This is a genomic window from Vibrio sp. CCUG 15886 (assembly GCF_028570825.1).
GTDB classification, from domain to species: domain Bacteria; phylum Pseudomonadota; class Gammaproteobacteria; order Enterobacterales; family Vibrionaceae; genus Vibrio; species Vibrio vulnificus_B.
Window position 1 is genome coordinate 594,904 of the sequence record NZ_JAQQBT010000001.1, and the last position, 21,138, is coordinate 616,041.

At 43.8% G+C, this 21,138-nt stretch carries 19 protein-coding genes; 5 read left to right on the forward strand and 14 right to left on the reverse strand.

Annotation, left to right across the window (positions count from 1 at the left end; genetic code table 11):
• Window position 1: 1 nt before the first annotated feature.
• Genes tssC (PQQ36_RS02535) through tagH form a run of 11 tightly spaced genes read right to left on the reverse strand, consistent with a single transcriptional unit; the run spans window position 2 to window position 14,041 of the window.
• Entirely contained in the window at window positions 2–1,609 is a 1,608-nt protein-coding gene (gene tssC, locus PQQ36_RS02535) for a type VI secretion system contractile sheath large subunit (protein WP_225470305.1), read from the reverse strand.
• The gene (gene tssC, locus PQQ36_RS02540) at window positions 1,540–3,033 is read right to left on the reverse strand and encodes a type VI secretion system contractile sheath large subunit (protein ID WP_011081390.1); all 1,494 of its coding nucleotides are present in this window, start codon (window positions 3,031–3,033) and stop codon (window positions 1,540–1,542) included. Before tssC (PQQ36_RS02540) ends, tssC (PQQ36_RS02535) begins: the two co-directional genes overlap by 70 nt.
• An 11-nt stretch (window positions 3,034–3,044) precedes the next feature.
• Window positions 3,045–3,557 carry a type VI secretion system contractile sheath small subunit gene (gene tssB, locus PQQ36_RS02545; RefSeq protein WP_011081391.1) on the reverse strand — a complete coding sequence of 171 codons (513 nt, stop codon included), beginning with the start codon at window positions 3,555–3,557 and terminating at the stop codon, window positions 3,045–3,047.
• 16 nt (window positions 3,558–3,573) lie between these two features.
• Window positions 3,574–4,707 (reverse strand): type VI secretion system protein TssA, encoded by a 1,134-nt coding sequence (gene tssA, locus PQQ36_RS02550; RefSeq protein WP_225470306.1) that lies wholly within the window; start codon window positions 4,705–4,707, stop codon window positions 3,574–3,576.
• Window positions 4,707–5,501 (reverse strand): PP2C family protein-serine/threonine phosphatase, encoded by a 795-nt coding sequence (locus PQQ36_RS02555; RefSeq protein ID WP_225470307.1) that lies wholly within the window; start codon window positions 5,499–5,501, stop codon window positions 4,707–4,709. The genes tssA and PQQ36_RS02555 overlap by 1 nt, the downstream gene beginning before the upstream one ends.
• 10 nt (window positions 5,502–5,511) lie before the next feature.
• The gene (gene tagF, locus PQQ36_RS02560) at window positions 5,512–6,207 is read right to left on the reverse strand and encodes a type VI secretion system-associated protein TagF (RefSeq protein WP_130247120.1); all 696 of its coding nucleotides are present in this window, start codon (window positions 6,205–6,207) and stop codon (window positions 5,512–5,514) included.
• The gene (gene tssM / locus PQQ36_RS02565) at window positions 6,189–9,713 is read right to left on the reverse strand and encodes a type VI secretion system membrane subunit TssM (protein WP_225470308.1); all 3,525 of its coding nucleotides are present in this window, start codon (window positions 9,711–9,713) and stop codon (window positions 6,189–6,191) included. Before tssM ends, tagF begins: the two co-directional genes overlap by 19 nt.
• Window positions 9,691–11,019, reverse strand: a complete 1,329-nt coding sequence (gene tssL, locus PQQ36_RS02570; protein WP_015728017.1) for a type VI secretion system protein TssL, long form — start codon at window positions 11,017–11,019, stop codon at window positions 9,691–9,693. Before tssL ends, tssM begins: the two co-directional genes overlap by 23 nt.
• Before the next feature lie 8 nt (window positions 11,020–11,027).
• A complete protein-coding gene (gene tssK, locus PQQ36_RS02575; protein WP_225470309.1) occupies window positions 11,028–12,350 on the reverse strand; it encodes a type VI secretion system baseplate subunit TssK in 1,323 nt (440 codons plus the stop codon).
• Window positions 12,351–12,373: 23 nt separating this feature from the next.
• Entirely contained in the window at window positions 12,374–12,829 is a 456-nt protein-coding gene (tssJ, locus tag PQQ36_RS02580) for a type VI secretion system lipoprotein TssJ (protein WP_011081398.1), read from the reverse strand.
• Window positions 12,830–14,041, reverse strand: coding sequence for a type VI secretion system-associated FHA domain protein TagH (gene tagH / locus PQQ36_RS02585; protein WP_015728019.1), 1,212 nt, complete (start codon window positions 14,039–14,041; stop codon window positions 12,830–12,832).
• A gap of 315 nt (window positions 14,042–14,356) precedes the next feature.
• On the opposite strand from tagH, the gene PQQ36_RS02590 reads away from it, so the two are divergent.
• On the forward strand, window positions 14,357–16,525 hold the full coding sequence (locus PQQ36_RS02590; RefSeq protein ID WP_273660298.1) for a serine/threonine-protein kinase: 2,169 nt from the start codon (window positions 14,357–14,359) through the stop codon (window positions 16,523–16,525).
• Window positions 16,526–16,588: 63 nt separating this feature from the next.
• Here the strand turns inward: PQQ36_RS02590 and PQQ36_RS02595 are convergent, their stop codons facing one another.
• On the reverse strand, window positions 16,589–17,206 hold the full coding sequence (locus PQQ36_RS02595; RefSeq protein WP_015728021.1) for a glutathione S-transferase: 618 nt from the start codon (window positions 17,204–17,206) through the stop codon (window positions 16,589–16,591).
• A 100-nt stretch (window positions 17,207–17,306) separates the two neighbouring features.
• On the opposite strand from PQQ36_RS02595, the gene PQQ36_RS02600 reads away from it, so the two are divergent.
• Entirely contained in the window at window positions 17,307–17,894 is a 588-nt protein-coding gene (locus tag PQQ36_RS02600) for a TetR/AcrR family transcriptional regulator (protein WP_015728022.1), read from the forward strand.
• Entirely contained in the window at window positions 17,891–18,286 is a 396-nt protein-coding gene (locus tag PQQ36_RS02605; protein WP_015728023.1) for a PPC domain-containing DNA-binding protein, read from the forward strand. Before PQQ36_RS02600 ends, PQQ36_RS02605 begins: the two co-directional genes overlap by 4 nt.
• A 6-nt stretch (window positions 18,287–18,292) precedes the next feature.
• Here PQQ36_RS02605 and PQQ36_RS02610 read toward each other — a convergent pair whose 3' ends face one another.
• Window positions 18,293–18,517: a DUF3820 family protein gene (locus PQQ36_RS02610; RefSeq protein WP_015728024.1), complete on the reverse strand. Its 225-nt coding sequence runs from the start codon at window positions 18,515–18,517 to the stop codon at window positions 18,293–18,295.
• Window positions 18,518–18,588: 71 nt separating this feature from the next.
• On the opposite strand from PQQ36_RS02610, the gene PQQ36_RS02615 reads away from it, so the two are divergent.
• Complete coding sequence (locus PQQ36_RS02615; RefSeq protein WP_011152290.1) at window positions 18,589–18,894, forward strand: cysteine-rich CWC family protein; 306 nt, start codon at window positions 18,589–18,591, stop codon at window positions 18,892–18,894.
• Window positions 18,895–18,913: 19 nt separating this feature from the next.
• Here PQQ36_RS02615 and PQQ36_RS02620 read toward each other — a convergent pair whose 3' ends face one another.
• Window positions 18,914–19,258, reverse strand: coding sequence for a HopJ type III effector protein (locus PQQ36_RS02620; RefSeq protein ID WP_011081406.1), 345 nt, complete (start codon window positions 19,256–19,258; stop codon window positions 18,914–18,916).
• A 261-nt stretch (window positions 19,259–19,519) separates the two neighbouring features.
• Between PQQ36_RS02620 and PQQ36_RS02625 the strand changes: the two genes are divergently transcribed.
• Window positions 19,520–21,118, forward strand: a complete 1,599-nt coding sequence (locus tag PQQ36_RS02625; protein ID WP_225470310.1) for a putative bifunctional diguanylate cyclase/phosphodiesterase — start codon at window positions 19,520–19,522, stop codon at window positions 21,116–21,118.
• The last annotated feature ends 20 nt before the right edge of the window (window positions 21,119–21,138 follow it).

Genomic DNA, 21,138 nt, shown 5'->3' on the forward strand with positions numbered 1-21,138 from the left:
CTTATACAATATGCTCAGGAGACAACTCCGTAATCAACTTGATCGATGAAACCATTTGATCCAGTTGAAAATGGGGCCGTAGGTGGATCACCGAATAATATTTTCCTGGGCTACCTAGCTTTTCAGTGACTTTTATTTTGGCTTCGTTAAGCGGATATTTTGCTCTCAGTTCATCCGAAGCCTCATCAGACGCAGTGGTATATTTATGAAGCCACGCCTGAAAATCTCGTTCTATCGATTGGGCATCTTGATAGCTGCCAATCCGATCTCTTCCCATCACTTTTAAATAGTGAGCAATTCTTGAAACACATAAGGTGTATTGCAACATCGAAGACAAACGTGCATTTACACTGGCTCCCTTGGAAGCAAACTGCTGAGGTTTGTGCAAAGAGATGTTCGACGTAAAGCTAACAAAAGGCGTTTCAGCGACGGGAGACAGAGGGATAAATCCACAATCTGCCAACTCTTGCTCTCTTTTTTCCGTTATTTTTAAGTTGAGAGGTGCGCGATATCGCCCTCCCTTTCCTGGTAAATCAACCTGACATAAAGAAGGAGGCTGGATAATGCCTTGAGAGTAGTCCCCTGTTTTATGTCCACGTATGTGTGTAAACCAACCGTGCTCTTGAAATGCTCTAACAATGACCGCGGCAAAAGAATAGGCGGCATTTCCCCACAACAAATCTTGGTGCGAATCTCGAACTCGTTCGTTATAAACAAAAGAATCCGATCTCGAGCCGTCACTTTGATATGGCTGACGATATAAAAGGTTGGGTAGCGTTAAACCAATAAACCGAACATCTTCTTCGGCTCGTAGTCGTTTCCAACTCACGTATTCGTTTTGCTCAAATTGGGCATAGACGTTCGTCATCGATGCGATGTTTTCAAAGTAATCTGAACCAAAAACACTCGGTTCGACCGACATGATGAAAGGGCTAAACGCCGCCGCTGCTGACTGCGCAATTTTCCTTAATATGTTGATTTCTCTTTCAACCACCATGGCATTTTGACCGCCGCAGAGATAATAGTCGCCAATCAATAAACCAAACGGCTCTCCACCTGGCATCGAGTATTCGTTTTGATAGACCAACTTAAACAGCGCGGATTGATCGAACTCTATCGCTCGCTCACTGTCTTTCTTCAGCTCTTCCCATGTACAAGATAGGACTTTGACCTTTACGAGATCTCCGGCATTGTGATCTTTCTGCTGCACAAGGTAATTTAAGCCTCGCCAGGTCGCTTCAAGCTTTTGCATTTGTCGGTGATGCAGAATCTCATCCAGTTGAGCGCTCACTTCCCTGTCAATCGATTCAATGGCACTGATGATGCTGTGAACAAACTCTTGTTTCGTTTTCGCTCCAGAAATCTCAACCCAATAGCCCACCATCTGCGTCATCGTCTTTGCATCAAGAAAATGCGCCATCCAAATACCATTCTCCAAAGCAGACTCTGGTGTCGGTAAATCGTGGGAAAGCTGCTCAATTTCGATGAAATTCATATCAATATGAGGGACTGGCTTGTTATGCCAGCCCCTAGCCTCTCTTATCCGCCAGACTGAGGGATTTTCGCTACCAAACGGAGAGACGTTGTAAGCTCTTCCATTTGCAGCCAAGGCTTAAGCCACGCGACCGCGTTGTAAGCACCCGGTGCGCCAGGAACTTCTCTGACCTGCACTCGCGCATCCGCCAACGGGTATTTCGCACGGATCTCTTGACCACCGCCTTCCGACGCGTTGACGTAGCCAAGGATCCATCGATTTAGCCATGACTCAACGTCTTCTGCTTCCATGAAGCTACCAATCTTATCTCGCGCCATGACCTTGAGATAATGCGCAAAACGAGAGGTCGCCATCATGTAAGGCAAGCGCGCAGAAATTGCAGCATTCGCAGTGGCATCTGGCGAATCGTATTTGGCTGGTTTTTGGCAGGTTTGCGCACCAAAGAATACGGCGTAGTTGGTATTCTTATAGTGACATAAAGGCAGGAAGCCCAGTTTACCTAACTCGGATTCGCGACGGTCAGTGATGCCAATTTCGGTCGGGCATTTCATATCCGGATCGCCATCGTCACTCATAAAGAAGTGCGTTGGCAGATTGTCGACACGGCCACCACCCTCAGCACCACGAATTGCCGTGCAGAACCCATACTTGGCAAATGCGTCAGTGAGCTTCGCTCCCAGTACATACGACGAGTTCATCCAACAGTAGTCGTTGTGCTGCGCATTCACCGCAATTCCGGTGGTTTCGTCTACGGAAAACTCTTCAAAACCAAACTCTTCGACTGGCGATGTCGCTTGTCCATAAGGAAGTCGAGCAAGGACTTTCGGCATCGTCAAGCTGACAAAGCGTGAGTCTTGGCTTTCACGGAATGCGCGCCACTGAGTGTATTCGAGCGACTCAAATACTTTCTCTAAATCTCTAGGCTTCGACAATTCCGTCCATTCGTCAAAACCAAACAACGCAGGTGAGGCGGCAGAAAGGAATGGAGAAAAACCGGCGGCCGCAACATTCGACATAAGACGCAGCGTTTCAATATCTTCTGGATGATTCGTAAATTCATAGTCACCAATGATCGCACCATATGGCTCACCACCAGCACTACCAAATTCTGATTCGTAGACTTTCTTGAAGACCTGGCTTTGATCGAACTCCACTGCTTTACTCAAATCTTTGTGCAGCTCTTTCTTGGTCATACTCACCATACGAATCTTTAACGTGGAGCTCGTTTCCGAATTCATCACCAGATAATTCAACCCACGCCACGTTCCTTCCAACTTTTGCAACTCAGGGTGATGCATCACCGCAGACAGCTGTTCAGAAATCTTTTTGTCCAAAGCGGTAATGGCTTCACGAAACGTCACGGTTAGGTTTTTGTTCCACGTTACCGTACCTTTTAAAGCTTCTTCTGTTAATGTTTTGATTAACTCTTCTGCTCTCGACGCTTCCGTTTGTTTGGTCGCGCCAATCGCTTGTTCGAGGAAGGAAAAACTCTGGCCTTCAACGGTAGGGTCTAATTGGGTTTCAAGCTGTGTTGTCATTGTGCAGTCCCTTACTCCGCTTTCTCTTCTTGGCCTAACTTGAGTTCATCAGCCAATTTAGATAGGTTGTCGGTGTTGTTCAAAACCGCTTCAAGCACGTTTTCTAGCTCTTCTGAACGGTCAACTTTCGTCATTAGGTCGCGCAATTTATTGCGTGTGTCCATCAATTGACGAAGCGGATCAACTTGTCTAACAATCGAGGCGGGTTCGAAATCCTTCATCGATTGGAACTGCAGATTGACCGCAAATTCCGTTCCGTCATCCACCATCGTGTTTTTCACTTTAAACTCCACTGATGGACTCATTTTCTTGAGTACATCATCAAAGTTGTCTCGATCAATTTGAATAAAACGACGGTCTTTTAGTGGTTTGAGGGCTTCAGTATTTTGGCCAGCAAAATCTCCCATCACACCCACTACAAACGGAAGTTCTTTCTTCAGTGATGTGCCTTCTGTTTCAACATCATAGGTAATATGAACACGTGGCTTCCGTACTCGCGATAATTTCGAGTGGATACTAGTCATATCGTTCTCCCTTTAATTACTCATTTTTGTCTGCTATGCCAACCAAACGGAAATAGCCTTTCTTGGCGTCTCCATCGGAAATAAGCTCTGCCAGGAGTTCTGGCAAAGACATTCCACACCATCGAATCACTTGTTCAATCGTGTATGAAACGGGTGAATGTGGTTCTGTTTCACGAAAAAAATCAGCCACTCGTTGCAACTGCACTATGGCCTGTTCACGAGAGTGCATATTAGCGGCCAATAACTGAAAATTAGCTTCGCCCTGCCCTCGTCCATCGCTCTCGCCTTCGTGACTAGAAGCAGAGTGCGATGGTTCATCTGAATTCGTTTCTTTTGAAACCTTGATCATTTTGTCACTCGCCAAATGCATAATTGCCGAGTGTATTGCATCTAATTTTCGAGAAATGTAGGAACTTGGGGTGACTTCTTCACACGCACTATCCAAAGCCTGTGAAAATCGTTCAAAAGAACTTATCGCTCTATTTAGATCCTCTATCAGTCTTTGGTAGAACTGACTGCTCGACGATTTGACGGCTAGGGTAATGTCAGATAACTCAGGGACACCCTGATCGCGTTTGGCTCGTTTCTTATCCTCATCACAGCGCTCCAAGTCCAAAGCTTGTTGATACTCCCAATACGCATAAGGTTGTTCTGACAGCCCTTCGGTCATGGGTATGCACGATAACGGAAAAATGAGCGTCCCCTCATTATCAATGCCATTCAGGCCGATGATGGGCGAAATTCTTGTTTCTAGGCCATCTTCATCCGGCATTGGATACAGATCTGCCCAATAATTTTCTAAGTAGTAGGTGGCCAGCTCATAGCCAACCGCCATTCCTTTAAAACCATCAAGGCGAGTTAACGCTTCGATAAGCCATGCCACGTACTCGAGATCTTTGGTTTGTGACGTCAGTGCCTGCGGAACTTCATCAAGAAACACTTGCCAGAGGTTGGCATAGTTAAGAATAGGCTCTTCTTCAATAATGGCATTTCGCTCAATATTTCTCGCCTGCATTCTCTGGTCTTTCAGTCGGTAATAGAGTGACTGAGGCGTAATATCACTTCTTGGATCCACACCTGCTGGCTGCTCGTCAGAAATTGGCAGTAAGGCAGGCTCAAACCAAGTGAAGTCCTCATAGTGATGACTCATTACACCCTCCTTCTTGCATAAACTGGCACCGTTGCATCAGAGGAATGAGACACGCCCTCTTGAACCAATTGCTTTTCTTTGGCCACTTTGATCAATGCGCATGTAACATTGTCATTTGCCCCCCGCACTAACGCTGCGTGAAGAAGTGCAAGACCTGACTGATTAACCGAGTCTGCACACATAATCTGATGTATTTCGCTATTACTAAGCTCTTTAGTCAAACCGTCACTGCAAAGGAGAAACTGATCGCCATGAAGCAACTGCCCCGACTGTTGGTCAATTCTCACCGTCTCTTCGACGCCAACCGCCCTCGTTATCACATTGGCTAAAGGATGCTTTTCTGCATCTTCTTCCGCTAGCAGTCCTTGCTCAACTAACTCCATCACTTGGCTGTGATCTCGCGTCTTTTGTACCAAGAGATTGTCTCTGAGTAGGTAAATGCGACTATCACCAACCCACAGACAATGGAAATAACCGTCCTGTAGGAACAACAGCACAACTGTGGAACCCATGGTTTTGCCATCGAGGTGAACTTGGGCGTACTGGAAAATTTCCCTATTGGCCACTTCGATCATCTGACGCAATTCATCGATGCCGAAATCGGGTGTGTCGAGAACAAATCTTTCAATGCGATCGACAAGCATTTGGCTCGCAACATCGCCAGCTGAATGCCCACCCATCCCATCTGCAACAACCCATACACGCCTTGCGGTCATATCCAACAACGCATCCTCGTTGTAAGGGCGGACTTTACCTGCGTGTGTCTTGGAAAATGTAAAGAAACTCCAACTCATTCGATCACCGTTACCAATTCCATTTCTGCCACTGTCCATCCAACATTGCGGCAAATTTGCCAATTTGAGGTAAACCATCCATGACGAGCATCATCGGCTCGATGGCATCATTACCATCCGTCCACCAGTAGCACGGTTTAGGGAACTGCTGTCGAACAACATGAGAGAGCAAACTCATCACATTGGTTTCTGTATGTTCCTTAATAAAGAGGTTTTCTCCGCTCAGTTTCTTTTGGGAAACCGGTAACGTTTCTGTCGAAATAGCGTTAATTAACTCTGTACCGGACTGTAGTTTCTGACTCCAAACGTCGAATGTAAAATGGTCGTCCAGCACGGTTAACGCCAGCTCTTGCGATTCGTTGGCCCAATCTCGACAGCTCCAATAGCTCACGGCATCACCAAGAACGGGCCTGGCTAATGTAAAAAAGAAGTACCGTCCAGCAGCATCTACGCTAGGAATCATCGTTCCGATGATCGTGGCGTCATTGGTTACACCACTGTCCAATGCGAAATGCCAAATTGGCGCGTTTAGAAAATGGCTTTGCCATGTTTCCTGTAGCTGTTCTTTGCTAACGGCGATAATCGCCTGCTGCCAGTCGTGGAAAAGATCCGCAAAAGGTTTCGGCAAGTCTTGCTTTATAAAATCCCCTTTCGCAGGAATTTTGCCTATAAAGCCCCAGCTTGGTGTTATAGCGTTTGCGGACATCGGAAACTCTCCATATCACTCGACCAAAATGGGTTCATCGTACTCTTAGGAATCAATTCCAGTTGAACTTTGTTGCCTTTCAAATCAATCATGACGATGTTGTCTTTGCGAGATTGCGGCCTTGCTTTCAGAGATTGATCAAGCAACTTAAAAATGCCCCATTCACCTTCATAGGTATAAGCAATTTCACGAATCGAATCGGGTGGTGTGAAAACCACTCTTGTTGCTGAACGCTTAGCTGGCCAAGAGAGATTTTTTACTCTTGCTGGCCCATGTCGGTATGCAAGATTCTGCCCCCCAACTTCCAGTACAAAGCTGGTTATATGTTGGTCTAGGTATATCGGTTTCATTGCAAAATCGACTTTTAATGTATTGTCGAGTTCAAAAAATGACTGTCGGATGCGATCTGCGCGTTGAAATACAGCGAGTGTTTCTTGACTGACACCGATTTCCTTCTCGAAGCGCCACACACTTCTCGACGTATCGACAAACGGTTCCAAGTATTCGACAAAGAACGCATCAAGTGTTCCGCCATAGCCAAAGAATCGACTGAAGTCCTTTAACGTCACTTCTGTTTTCGCTCTTGGCTCAAAGGGATACCTACCTTTGATGCTGCGCTCATAAGGTTTAAGAACCTTGTTAACCCATAGCGTATTAAGGTGAGATCGCGATCCTTTTTCCGCTAACTTGACCGATTCCTCGGAAAGTTCACCTAGCCAGTTGTTAAACGGAGCGGGTAAAAGCTGTTTAGCATGTTCAATTGACGCGGCAACTTCTCCTGTCACAGTGCCATTTAAGATGCTCTTGTAGGCGACTTTCTGATTGTTTCCTGAGCTAGAGAGATCGGCCAAATAACTTTTTAAACCGCTCAGTGCAAGATGAATATCGTCAAAGTCCTGGTCTGTCATCCTAACAAGATCGTCAAACTCGGCTTCCACTTCTTTTCCAGGAAGCGCAATATCAAACGTATTGCCCTCTTCCGGACGATATAAATCAAGTTTGTCTGCCGTATTTGAAAATTTCACTTTGGCGACTTTACCAGCGACTTCAGCCGCCGCTTTTTCGTTGTTGCTTAGCGAAATTTTCGTTAATGCCACCTCTTTTTGTACCGCTTTAAGCAGCGATTCAATTGGTCGCTCAGAGCCCGCTAATGCCATACTCTGCTCTAAACTTAGTTTCAAACTTGGTGCCGCTTTGAGTTGGATGTCATTGAGCAGTGTCTTCCATTCATAGACATAGTCACGATAGTAGCGCTCTCTCACACCTTGCAAAGCGAGATCATGGTCGATGTTTTGGGCGTCGATCTCATCCCCATACACCCAGTTTTCTTCCATCAAGGCTTTTACCATACGACCCAGTTGCAATTGGAAGATGCTATGGAAACCGTTGTACGTGTAGAAACCAGAAATCCCCATCGATAATGGCTTGCCACTTTTTCGCTCAAACTGCTCAACTCCCCTAGCCCCTAGAACGTCCGTTAAACGAAATGAAGGCACATGACTTTTAAGGAACTGCAGTTTCATTCTTTGGTAGGCTCTTTCCGACAACGACATTTCTGTTAGAACCATTCTGGCAGCGGTTACTGAATCGTTGTTGATATATAAGCCTCTGTCTGCCTGCGACAAAAAGTTCTCGGTATGAGCGTAGAGTTGCTCTCTTAAATCTTCATTCAGTTCACCGGGATACTGCCTTTCAAAGAAATAATTGAACCAACCAAGAACATGTTCACGCTCAAATTTGTCATCGTTGAAGAGCATCAAATATGTTTTGAGTGTTTCGTACAGATATTCTCGGTGCTGTTCATTGTTCTTCATTTCACTGAGAAGTACCGATTCAACATAAGATGAATAGTAATTTGTCAGTGCTTGGTGATAAGCACTCTTAGCTGATTGGCCAATTTTTTCACCTTGAAACAAACCAAACGATGTCACACGATCTCTCTCGTCATCTTGCTGTCTGTAACCCATAGGGAAACGCATGATGTGATTGAGAATGTTTATCGAGGGGATCAAGTCGTTTTCGAAGTCCAGACCAGACTTAGCAAGTAAGTCATTCACCACAGCTACTTGACGATCCGTTTCATCAATGAGTTGATTGTTCCACTGATAACTCATCATCCACAGAGTGATGGCAGCCCCAGACAGCGCTAGGCACGAGCAGTAGACGCCTTTTCGAATCCAGCCACTTTGCTTTTGATGATGACGATTGACCGTCCCTAAAAACTGTTCTTTAAAGATGACGTTTTCAAACAAGTTTTTGACAAAATAGCTACTTGATTCTTTGGAACTTAACCGCAGTAGAGGTTTGCCCAACCCTAGTCCTTGGGATGTTTCAGACATGATACGATCAACCGGCGTGCCTTCTTGCAATGAACTCACAATAAAGACGCCGCGAATCATTGAAGATTCTTCAAACTTGTTTTGGGCAAAAATGTCGTTCAGAAACTCGTCTAGATTCGCTTGAAGACAACGCAATTGTTTTGGAAATTCAAAAATTAAAGATCGTTTGTCAAGGTCATGCTCCGTTTCAAGCCTTTGCATCATGCGGCGATCAAGTCTCTCCAGTAAGTCATGAAACTCTTTGTTAAATAGAGAGATGACGCCTCGCTCGTCTTCTGTTGAAGGTGGAAACATAAATCCTAATAACTGCTCTCGCTCTTCCTTGGTCAGTTCCGTAAAAAACTCACTAAAACCCGCAATGAGATCAGCCTTCGTCAACACAACATAGATTGGGAACTGCATACCCAATTGATTTTTCAGTTCTTGTAGCCGATTTTTTATCGCTCTTGCATGCATGCCTCGTTCGGTGCGAGTTTGTGTGAGCATACTGGCGATGCTGACGGTAACAATCGCACCATTAATGGGACGCTGTTTACGGTATTGCTTTAATAAGCCTAAGAATCCATACCATGCTTTTGAATCGACATGAGCTTGGCTATCTTGCGTGGTGTACCGGCCAGCCGTATCAATCAACACCGCTTTATTGGTAAACCACCAATCACAATTTCTCGTACCGCCAATACCAGAAACCGAGTCAACACCCATTGAATCTGATAGAGGAAACTCGAGACCCGATTCTTTTAATGCCGTCGTTTTACCTGTTCCAGGAGGGCCAATAAGTACATACCAAGGCAACTGGTAGAGATGACTCTTACGCTTTCCACCTTTCGTCACGACTTGAATCGCCTTCTCAATTCTTTCGCGCATGACGTCTATTTCTGCCGCCGCTTCTTTATCGGTCAGGGCATCCACCTCTAATAGGCTTTGGATGCTTTCATCTTGTTCCTTTCGCTCCTTCTGTTGACGGACAACATTCGTCACGCCCCAAATGAAGACTAAAACCACAATAACCAACAAACGGTTAAAGTCTGATTTCAGTGGCTCTATGCCTGCTATCGCGATCAATGGTCCGACAAACCAAATAAAAATAGAAATTGCCCCAAGCCCGATCAAGCTAATCAGCCATTTTTGCCCCAATAAACGTTTAATCTTTGCCATTGTTTGCATCCATTTTTGATTGGGTTTGAACTAGGAGATCGATTTCGACTCTACGGTTGATGCTTCTTCCTTCTGCGGTTTCATTTGATACCAAAGGTCTCGCCTCTCCCATTCCTTCTGGAATGACACGCCCACTCAATTTGCCTGCTGATGCTAAGCGATCGGTAAGCGCTGTCGCTCTGGCGAGAGATAAATGCCAGTTAGAAGGGAATTTACTGGTAAAAATGGGGTTATTATCGGTATGTCCGACAACCAATATTTTTCCATTGGTCGCCTCGAGTGCTCTGGCCACTTTCGAAACCACAGGGAATATATGCGCGACAAGCTCCGCACTGCCCGATTCAAACAGATCATTGGACTGAAAAGTAATACGCACTCTATCGGGTAATGCATCGACTTTTAGTAAACCCATTTCTATTTCCGTTGCCAACGAACGTTGGATTTGATTTGCTACGGCAAGAGATGAAATATAATCCGCACTCTGGTTCTCTATCTCTTTGCTCGGCACTAAGTTCATTAACTGACTAAAGGTCTGATCGGATTTTTCGTTTAGGCTATAACTTAAGTACATGTACACACTGGCTAACACAGCTGCGGTAATTGATAAAACAACCCACAATGGTGCTTTTTCTGCGATCTGCTCACCAACCAATACTTTGGCTAACGCATCATCGTTGAGTGAAGGACTGTAGTCCCGACCGTGCGATTTAAGGACATCCATTACGCGGTTTTTTAAGGAACGATGTTGCTCGATTCCATTTTCTCGAACTCGAAATTGCCCCAAAAAACCTAAGCTCATGCAGATATACATGACTTCTAGCAGATCTAAGTGCTTATTGGGTTCGGCAAGGCTTTCATCGAGATGTATGAAGAACTGCTCACCGCCTTGAGTATTGGAATAGAATGTCGACAATAACGAGTTGTGTCCCCAAACGGATTGACTTCCCCATTCGGTATTTAGGACGGCTTCATCGATAGCACAACATAAACAGTAGCGTGCGATATCGATCCGCTTACTATTTGCGCCTTGTAATCTCAACCGGTTTTCATAGTCACGCATTTTTTGCACAAATGCTTCACGTAACTGTTTGACATCACTGTGCGTGGCCGTCGCTCTAATTTGGCCAAGCAAGGAAACAATGACATTCGCTTCTGCCAGCAGTACGTTATTGCCAAACGCGACGATACTCGTTTCACGCGTTTCTTTACTATTTTGCGTAAAGAGAACCGTGTTATCGCTTTCAAGCGATGCAACAGGTGTCGACTGCGGTGCTTTTTTACGCCCAGGGGTTGGTTTTACAATCGTTTCGTCCATAGCTTCACTTATTGGTTAATACTCCAAAGCTCCATTTCTAACCCTGGGTAATTACCAGAGACATGAAATGCCATTCCCCCGCTTTCATTTAAACGAGCCCAATAAGCGCCTTGTTTAACCAGCTCAAAATAGACGTAGCCTGCTGCGTAAGGCATCTGTCTTGGCACCACATTCAGTGGCGAAACGGCAATACCGTTGATCTGATTATTGATAAGGTCGCGAATATTCTCTGCGGGTCCAACTTTGATTTGTCCTGGTAACTTTTTTCTAATTTCATCGGCAGAGACATCGGCCTTAACGGCCAATACAAACTGACAAAGTGAAAGCAAACTTTTATCTGGTAATGGCGTAACGCGAATCCCAAACTGACGAATATCCAAGGGCATCTTGGTCGCAGTTTGCTCCAATACCACACTCAGATATTGACTGAGGATTTGATTCATCTCAGAAAAGACAGGCCCCAAATTACTGTGTTGGTATTCGGGAAGCTTAGGGACTCGCTTATTTTTACTCGAGAAAGTGGACAGCTCACCAATTAAGCTCAATAAGGCCGTCGCTAACTCATGTGGATGAAGCTCACTCCCTTTCGATAAATGTCTTAAGTTAGCCTCATAACGATTCAGCATTTGTAGCATAATGAAATCTACTGCAGAGGAAGACGCTGACTTGCCTTGTCCGAGACGACTTGCAATGGCGTCTGCCCTAATTTTGATCATGGCTAAAACGTTATTCAAATAACGAGTAAGCAGCGAACTATGGTGGACATTAAGGAAAGGTGGTACGAACTCTTCATCAAGAATGACTTGACCTTCGCTACCAACATGACGAATTTTCACCAGTGGCAAAGAGACATAGCCCGGCAAATTGTCATTGGTTGCCTTTAACTCGCACTTAAGCGCAGCGAGTTGAAGTACTTCTTCATCACCAGATACGCTATCGGTTAAGGTGTGATCAACCACCTTATAGCGCGTTACCATTGAAGTCTCGGAATGGGAAACGTTTTGGCCTTGGGATTTTTCTGCAGGTATCACAAGCTGAACCAAAGTATTTTCAATCCCTGGATCAATTTTGAGTGGCTCAGGAAGCTGCTCTTTAATAGGTATGTTAACGAATGTCATATCGGAGAAAATTCCAACACACTCAGTTAGCGATACAACCCCTTCTTTCAACTGTTCTTTGTCGAGAGAAAACGATTCAATTCCTCGGGCATAACACCCCACTAAACGCGTTAGACCTTTGTATTCATGAGACAACGCTCGCTCTTGTTGCTGAAAGTGTTGAGGACGCAGAAACATCCCTTCACTCCAAACAATCGGTGAATAAACACTCATTTAATATCCTGCCAACGTTGTTATTATTTTATAGCCAAAGACAATTCATCTAGTGAAAGCTCGTAGGTATTATAGCCCTTGCGGTCGACCTTTATCACCTTGCGCCAATTTGCATTTTCGATGTCTCGATATGCCACTACAATGCCGATATATTCAACACTTGGTTTCATCGTAGATTCATAAAGTGTTTTTTGGCCTGGGGAGAGATACAATTCTGTTTTGTTCACCAGATCCGGACCTAGCGTTTGGGCTGTATTTTCATATAGAGAAAAGAAGTCTTGACTCGTAAATAAGGTATCAGAAGTGAGTTCAAGGACATAAACTACGACAGGTGAAGGTCTGCCATTCATATCTGGATTGACATTGAACCCCGTCTTTATTTCCAAATTTGAATAGGGAGAAACAACCATATTTGCCGCACTGCAACCCACTAATAAAAACACTATTATTGTGGTAATTATTTTTGCCATGGCTTTCATTTATTCTCTCCCTACTTTTCTTATTGCCGATTCATAAGATTTGGAAAAGTCTTCCAAATAAAACCCTTTCTCATCAATGTCAATTTCATTTCTTATTTGAAAATAGATATTTTCATACTTCTTCCATCGTTTTTTATCGAGTTGCGAAAATATTGATGTCAATCCATTTTTTTCACTTTGAGACACATGTCCGGATATGGTATTCGGCTCAAGCAGTCGTAACACCCCAGATACAGCACCATGAACACCTTCTATCATTGCTTTTTCATGAGCTTCTATATCATTGAATGCAGATTGAATTGCAGCTTCCGGTGAGAGAAAACTCGCACTGCGTCTGTTATATAGATTGTGAATTGCATCTTCTAAATTCGCCGAAAACTTAAGAGGATTATTTTCCTTTTTCTGAAAAGAGGTATGGTTTAATTTGTTCGCCTGTTTAAATTCTGCACGATTATGCAGTGTCTGCATCAGACCTTCTAACATAAGAGAGTAAGAGCGACCTAATCGATTAAACCATTGCTCTCTTTCCTGTTCTGGAACTAAGCTTAAATCGATGCCAGCCCCGTTGAGAAAGGCATTCAAATCCGAGTCAACACGCTCACATCGCTTAGCCACTTTCTCATCACGAGGATAGTCGGTTGCTCTCTCTTCTTTCAAAGTCGGCTCTATGTGAGGGCTTAATATGGGAGCATCAAGAAAGTCATCCAAATCACCTAGCTCTGGCGACAGATTTTGCTGCTGCTTTTCTTCTTCTGCCAAAAATAGGTTTGCATCAAAACCAAAATCCATAAAATTGTCATTACCACTGACAGGATCTTTATTTACTTCACGTGGTGACAGAGTATTGGTGTGGCTTTGGGTTACGTTATGGTTTTCACTATTTTTAAATGATACTTCGATTTCATAATCTCCAAAATTAATCACATCTTTGTCATTTAAAGCCACCTCGACACCATTTCCTACTGGGCTGACTGACTTATTAACAAAAATACCATTTGTAGAGAGATCTCTAAGTAGATAATCATTACCAAACTTAGTTATTTCACCATGAACACCAGAAATAATTCGTTCAGGATCAGGTAATACCCAATCACAGCTCTCAGAGCGACCAAATTTCATACAAAAGTGTTCTTCATTGGTGGGTATTGAATACACACTTTTTATTTCTGGTGTAAAACGGTGGAAACTAGTAATCGAAAGCACTATTCCCATAACATCCTCTAGCCACTTTATTAATAATGCATTTATCAACAAAACCCAAAATGCAAACTCGATTTTGTTTTCGGTATTAGAATGCACTACTACTTTAGATATATTTATTGCTTGCGATAATGAGCATTTTGCTGATTTAACACAAAGCCAAAATCATGCAACAAAACAAATATAGAACACAGTTCAAATTTTTAGTGAGAACCGATGTTACAAAGAATTAGTCCCCTGTTAATTAGTACGAAAGCTTTTAATTCGCAGCCAAATCAAACTTTTTTGAGTATATGATGTCACTCTTTACCGTTTTAGGGGTTGTATATGTCAGTTGATAATGAGAAGAAAAACACGCAAGAAGAGAAAAATGACAAGACTAAATTTATTGCGCGTTCACAAAAAATCGGTCCAGAAAAGAATGTAGAAAAAAGTAGAATAGAACCAGTTAGTGTTAAAGAAATAAATAAAGAAGACAGTATTAACGACAAATCTCACACTAAAAGACCCGAATCAAAAACAGCTCACCCCTCAACAAGAACAGAGGTAAACACCACTGTGACGGGGGAAAACAATTCTCCCGGTTATCAAACTCTAGAGAAAGGCCATTTAGTTAAAAATCGTTACGTGATTGACAGCCTAATTGGGCATGGTGGCCTATGTGACGTCTACCGAGCCAAAGATAAAGTTCTTGAATCATCTGGAGTTGCTAGTCCTTTTGTCGCACTCAAAGTATTGCAACACGAATACATCGACCAACCAGAGACTGCGCGAATGCTTATCCGAGAGGCGCAGCATACTCAAACCTTGAGCCACCCCAACATCATTCGTGTTTTTGATTTTGGCGTCGATAACAAAATTTATTTTATCGTGATGGAATACTTAGATGGAGAGACCATCGAACAGTTGATTCAGCGTTCCAGACCCAATGGCTTGGCGTTTCCTAATGCCAAAGTCCTACTAAACCAAATACTCGATGCTCTGATATATGCTCATTCGCTTGATATCGTACACGCAGACCTGAAGCCCGCTAACATCATGATCGATTCAGCCGGTACGGTAAAATTGCTCGACTTTGGTGTGTCAAAAACTGAACGCCTCAAACAAGATCAGTACGCCGCCAAGCGTAAAGTCGATGATCATCAAGTATTGGGATATACACCAAATTATGCATCCCTCAATATTATTAGCGGTAATAAGCCGTGCAGACAGGACGATCTGTTTGCGTTTGCCTGCATCGCATACGAACTACTCTCTTGCAAGCATCCCTATAATCGAACCCCTATCGATTTGGCTAAGAAAAATGCGATTCCGCTAAAGAAACCCTCTGGTTTTCCAAATACCCTATGGCCCGATATTAAAACGATTCTCACCGACACCAGCGGTCAGTACAAGCTCAGTGCCGAGTCACTGAAACAGAGACTCAACCAAAATAATCACTCAAAATATGCGATAGCTGCATTGATTGTTCTCGGTTTATCCACCTCTCTTGGTGTTGCGCATCACTTAAACTCGCAGATCGTGCAGTTGGAAGAAACCAATCGCCAATTGGCTCATTCGCTACAAACGCAACAACAGATCATTAATAGCCAACCTGAGTCAGTCTTCGAACTTAGCGCATCCGATACCATCCATCCGGTTTTAAAAGCCGGATTACTGCGGCATCACAAGCAAACGCTTCTCGCGAAATTCGAGCAACAGATTGATGAAATTCTCAACCAAAGCAATAACGAGTATCCCGATTACGATCAAGTCGAATCTGTCCTGAAGCACGCGGCTATCTACTACCCAGATTCCCACAAGCTTGAATTGCTCAACCTTGACATGCGCTCGAGCAAGCGTTCAACCTTGCTGTCAATTGAAAGACACATCAATTCTGTACTCGAAAAAGGTCAATACGATGCTCAACAGGATGGGAAATCGATCGTTGATCTCAACAATGATTTAAATTCCATTCAAAAGAATTATCCGCTCACTCCATCATCACTGGCATTGGAAGTATTTGAGCAAAATCTTATTGACGCTATTGAGCAGCGTAACTCAATTGCACTCACAGAACTGCTGGCGATAGGCGCGACGTTTTTTAGTACTCATGAAGCTTCTCAGCAGAGATTGCTACATGCTAAGGAAGTGAATTCAGCCGTCATTGCCATGGAGAAGTGGAAACAAGCGGAAGAAAATGGGCAGCAGGCGGTATACCCCTATGATGCAGCGCAGGTTCTTTATGGGCACAAGTTTACCTCATTACATAAAAAGCTTGAAAACGCGACAACCGTTAACTCACTCGATCAGTTGGTGGCCGATATCGATAACCTCGCCAAGGATTTCCCGCCAAATTTCCCAAACATCTCTGATCTGCGTTTTCAAACTGCCAACAAGTACCTGAAGTTTTCAGATATGCTGCTGAGAAAACGCCAATCAGTCAGTGCACGAAACGCGATGAAAAAGGCAAACGAACTGCTGCAGCAAGTCGACAGTACCGACTTTAGAGGCTAAGGTGCCGACAAAAAACGGCCAAAGCGTCACCCGCTTTGGCCGTTTTAGTGTAGGTATACCGAATTACAAAGGCTGGAATGCCGCTCTGTTGGAGACTTGCTCATACCACTTCTCAATGTGGCTGAATTGTTCAAAGACCGCAAGCTCAAGCCCTTTTACAGCAAACGTAACAAAAATGAACGCGGTGATATCGACAATCGTAAAGTGTTCTGTCGCAACATAAGGACTTTCAGAAAGGCGCTTTTCCAATACTGGCAAAAATGCCTCAACACGTTTTTTAGATTCTACGCCCCATGCTTCCACACACGTTTCTCTGTCTTGATATATAGCCGTAATATTGCGAAAAGCTTGGAATGCAGCGTAGAGACCTTGAAACTCGACAACACGGTGCCACATTTCGACTTGCGCTTTTTCTAAAGCATCACGCCCAAACAGCGCCATTTCATTCGGATGAATCTCATCAAAATAACGACAGATTGCCACACTTTCACACAGCGTTGTGCCATCGTCTAATTCAAGCATCGGCACTTTACCATTGACGCTTTTCTGCAAAAATTCGGGGGTGAGGTTATCGCCCTCTCTTACATTGAGCTGGACACGTTCAACACTTGCACCAATTTCAGCCAAAAATAGCGTTACTCGGCGACAACTCGGGGTCATTTCTGTTTCATACAGTTTCATTTTTAGTCCTTTCTCTTTTTCAGAACGATCGTTTAGGTTAGAATGTACGTGTTTTCTAAACGTTCAGTCAAGAATAATTTTTATCCATTGAGGTTTTGTTATGGCACGAAAGGCAAATTTCAATCGAGACGATAAGCTACTAGAAGCTATGGATCTCTTCTGGAGGAAAGGCTACGCCAGCACCGCCATTTCAGATTTGGTTGATGAGCTCAAAATAAATCGATTCAGTTTGTACAACACATTTGGTGATAAACAGCAGCTGTATTACGAAGCGCTTGAGATGTACTTAACATCGATCTCCTTTCCTTCTTTAGGTGATGTAAGTCAACCAAGTGCGTCACTTGCTGAGCTTGAAGCTTTCTTAAATCATTTTGCTCAAATTCAAAGGGAAAGAAGCTGCGGTTGCTTTATGCAAAATGCGTTGATTGAGCACGCTGGTGATGACGATGAAGTACTAGAGAAAGGCAACCGCCTGTTTGATCACCTGCTTGAAGTATTGACGAACACCATAGACAATGGTCAAAAAAGTCAACAAATTACAACCACGATTCCTGCAAGCGCTCTGGCAAAGTTGGTCCTTAACCAAATGCAAGGAATGCGCGTTATGGGCAAAACGAAACGCTATGATGATTTAGAAATCGCGCTGCAGACGCTGCTCGCGCTCATCAAGTTGGATCCACGTCAATGAGCATCAACGTCATCGCAAAACGTTTGGAATATGGTGCAGACTTAAAACGCGCGATTGCCAATATCGTGACAGAGCATGGCATCACCGCGGGAAGTATAGCGGCCTGTACTGGCTGCCTAAGCGAAGTGAAACTTAGGTTGGCTGGCGCGCAAAGTGAATTCCAACAGAAAGCATGCTTTGAAATTATCGCCATTACTGCCACGTTGACCCCTGAGCATCAGCATGTTCATCTTGCTATTGCGGATGAACACGGTCGTGTGTACGGTGGGCACCTACTCGAAGGTTGCCTCGTTGATACCACCGTTGAGCTGATTGTTCACGCCTACCCTACGTTGTATTTTGAGCGAGCTTGGGACGAAAAGACTGGTTACACCGAGCTTGTAATTAAGTAATAAAGGTCAATCCAATTCGCGCTTAAGGGGTTTAACAACACTATCTAATCCTTCAATTTTGAGCGCAAGACAGAGCTGCATTAACTCACCAAGTTCTCCTTGCGGGAACTCGTCTTTGCGTGCAAACCAAAGCAAGTATTCTTCAGGCAAATCAATCAGCACCCTTCCCGCATATTTCCCAAATGGCATTTGAATTCGCGCTAACTTGATGAGATTTTCTTTGGCAAGCATGTTCTGGTCCTTTAATTTATTGCGCAACAAGCTTACCATTAGCCGGCAATGACCACCAAGGACAGAAATTCATGAAGACCCCCTGTGTTGCAGCCTGTAAAAACAATAATGGCATCTGCGAAGGTTGCCTGCGCACAGTCACCGAGATAGCCAACTGGTCTCAATTTAACCCTCTGCAAAGAGAAGAGATTATGGCTCAGCTCGATGGCCGCACCGCGACCCACGAGTGCCCGAGCTGTACGAAACCAACGCAATGTGACATTGCCCAAGGAAAAACACACTGTTGGTGTTTTGATCTAGAAGAAAGAGAAGTGAGCGTACCTAGCGAAGGTCTATGCCTTTGTCGACGCTGTTTAGAGAAAGCACCGATTGCCTAAACAATCAGCGCTCATGTCACTACTTTTCTGTGAGTGCTGCCGTGTCAAACTGAACACCTGACCAACCAAAACGTATGAAATTGCGAATATTTTGATGGTCATCGTTCTCGGGATGCAACAATACATCATGACGGTAATAGCGACCAAAACACGCAAGCGTTTGTTCTTCGTTTAACTCATTCAATTGTGCGAAAGAAAAAATCTTGCATGATCCATTGTTTTGGCCCGCTTCGTTATGTGTGTCGCCATTTTGAAATGCCGCAGGCACAAATACATAATGGCTATCAATGACATCAATAACCTCTTGAAACTCCACTTTTTCGGGCGTTTCAGCCAACTTAGCCAGTAAATCCTTTAAACTCATTATCCTTCCTGTACAGTGTGATTAAAGAGTCAAAAAACTAATCGCTTTGTCATCCCTTTTCAAGCCATTTATCCCAGTAAGTATGCTTATCAGCAACCATGCTATCGAGTTGAACGTAGAAAATTGTTTCAAACCAATTCCAACACAAGCTAACCCATTAAAACCTCAGCTTTTTTATTAATAACGACTATCATTTACAACCTTAAGCGTTACGTTTACTATTCACGCTGTTTATATATTTATTAATTAGGTTCTGCTCTTTTGAAAAAACCTCGATTTAGTCACGTCTATTTTGGTATTTGGCTATTAGGATTACTCCTTGCTTCTTTCAGTGTCTTAGCCATTTGGCATATAGAATCTCATAGGGAATGGGAACGAGTAGAGCTCAGTCAACACCTTATATCACCTCCCATACTTTATGGTGGTAGTGCCTTTATTCTGGTCATTCTACTCACTCTTGTGGTTAGTTTATGGTTGCACCGCTACCAACAATGGACGGCAATTTCGAAGCGATTAGCAAAAGAAAAAAACCGCACATTGGCAAAGCAAGCGGTGGAAGACAATCTGACCCGCCTTTACAATCGGCATGCTCTCAATACTTATATCAACAAGAAATTGGAAAAATTGGCCAAAGACCCTGACGAGGCCTTTTCCGTTCTCTTCATTGATTTGGACCGTTTCAAAGTCATCAATGATTCCATGGGACATTTGATTGGGGATTTGGTCTTAAAGCAAGTCGCCAGTAGGCTGCTTCTCAATGCCCGCAAACAAGATTCCTGTTATCGATTTGGCGGAGATGAATTTGTCATCTGCTTACCTGGCCTGCATAACCAAGAAACACTCGCGCGCATTGCTCGCCGATACGCAGAGTTGATCTGCGAACCTTATAATATTGAAGAAAAAATTTGCCAAATCGGCGTCAGTGTTGGAATTGCCACTGTTGCGGATTCCTCATACACCTTGGCAAAAATTTTGCGCGAAGCCGATACAGCGATGTATCGAGCAAAAAAATCAGAAGACAGTAAAGTGGTCTTCTTCGACAACGATATGTTTGTTCAAGCCACTAAACGATTCACTTTTGAGCAAGAGCTCTCTTTTGCGATTGAACGTGAACAGTTACACCTCAAATACCAGCCCATTTTTAGCAATGATGGCGAAGAGCTGATCAGCGTTGAAGTGTTATTACGTTGGTATCATCCAGACAATGGTTGGATTTCACCCGCAGACTTTGTTCCGATTGCCGAAGAAGCAGGTTTGATCAACAAAATTGGTGACTGGGTGATTGAGCGTACCTGCCATATCGTTGCTCAGCTTAGTGAGCGTTACTGCGCTCAAGAATTGCCACGTTTTAATATTAACGTATCTGCGAAACAGTTTATCAACGGGCAAGTTTTATACAGTCTCAACAGTCATTTAGCACGTTTTGCTTGTCCAGCTGAGTTGATAGGAATTGAGATCACCGAAACCAGTTTATTATCCGATAGCAAAGCCACAATCGACGTACTGAACAAGATCAAAGCACTCGGCATTACCATCTCACTGGATGATTTCGGCACGGGCTATTCATCACTTGCGATGCTGAATCAATACCCCATCGACGTAGTCAAAATGGATCGCAGTTTTGTAAAGCACGTTGATGATGTCCACCACCGTTCTGCCCAACTCTGTTTTGCGATCATCAACATGGCTCATACGATTGATCTTTCAGTAGTAGCAGAAGGTGTTGAAACACTTGAACAGTTAAAAATTCTCAAAACATTCCATTGTGATTACATCCAAGGCTACCTCACGGCAAAGCCTATGAATTTGGAAGAGTTAGAGCAATTGTTTGGCACGATTACCCTAAAAAAAATAGCTTGATAGAGAAAAGTAGTCACACG

Coding starts and splice junctions, on each gene's coding strand:
- tssM (WP_225470308.1), bottom strand. CDS start 9,713: ATGCAAACAATGGCAAAGATTAAACGTTTATTGGGGCAAAAATGGCTG.
- tssB (WP_011081391.1), bottom strand. CDS start 3,557: ATGACTAGTATCCACTCGAAATTATCGCGAGTACGGAAGCCACGTGTT.
- PQQ36_RS02620 (WP_011081406.1), bottom strand. CDS start 19,258: ATGAGTTTAAAGGATTTACTGGCTAAGTTGGCTGAAACGCCCGAAAAA.
- PQQ36_RS02615 (WP_011152290.1), top strand. CDS start 18,589: ATGAAGACCCCCTGTGTTGCAGCCTGTAAAAACAATAATGGCATCTGC.
- PQQ36_RS02595 (WP_015728021.1), bottom strand. CDS start 17,206: ATGAAACTGTATGAAACAGAAATGACCCCGAGTTGTCGCCGAGTAACG.
- PQQ36_RS02605 (WP_015728023.1), top strand. CDS start 17,891: ATGAGCATCAACGTCATCGCAAAACGTTTGGAATATGGTGCAGACTTA.
- PQQ36_RS02555 (WP_225470307.1), bottom strand. CDS start 5,501: ATGAGTTGGAGTTTCTTTACATTTTCCAAGACACACGCAGGTAAAGTC.
- tssK (WP_225470309.1), bottom strand. CDS start 12,350: ATGAGTGTTTATTCACCGATTGTTTGGAGTGAAGGGATGTTTCTGCGT.
- tssL (WP_015728017.1), bottom strand. CDS start 11,019: ATGGACGAAACGATTGTAAAACCAACCCCTGGGCGTAAAAAAGCACCG.
- tssA (WP_225470306.1), bottom strand. CDS start 4,707: ATGAGTCATCACTATGAGGACTTCACTTGGTTTGAGCCTGCCTTACTG.
- tagH (WP_015728019.1), bottom strand. CDS start 14,041: ATGGGAATAGTGCTTTCGATTACTAGTTTCCACCGTTTTACACCAGAA.
- PQQ36_RS02600 (WP_015728022.1), top strand. CDS start 17,307: ATGGCACGAAAGGCAAATTTCAATCGAGACGATAAGCTACTAGAAGCT.
- tssJ (WP_011081398.1), bottom strand. CDS start 12,829: ATGAAAGCCATGGCAAAAATAATTACCACAATAATAGTGTTTTTATTA.
- PQQ36_RS02590 (WP_273660298.1), top strand. CDS start 14,357: ATGTCAGTTGATAATGAGAAGAAAAACACGCAAGAAGAGAAAAATGAC.
- PQQ36_RS02610 (WP_015728024.1), bottom strand. CDS start 18,517: ATGCTTGCCAAAGAAAATCTCATCAAGTTAGCGCGAATTCAAATGCCA.
- tagF (WP_130247120.1), bottom strand. CDS start 6,207: ATGTCCGCAAACGCTATAACACCAAGCTGGGGCTTTATAGGCAAAATT.
- tssC (WP_011081390.1), bottom strand. CDS start 3,033: ATGACAACACAGCTTGAAACCCAATTAGACCCTACCGTTGAAGGCCAG.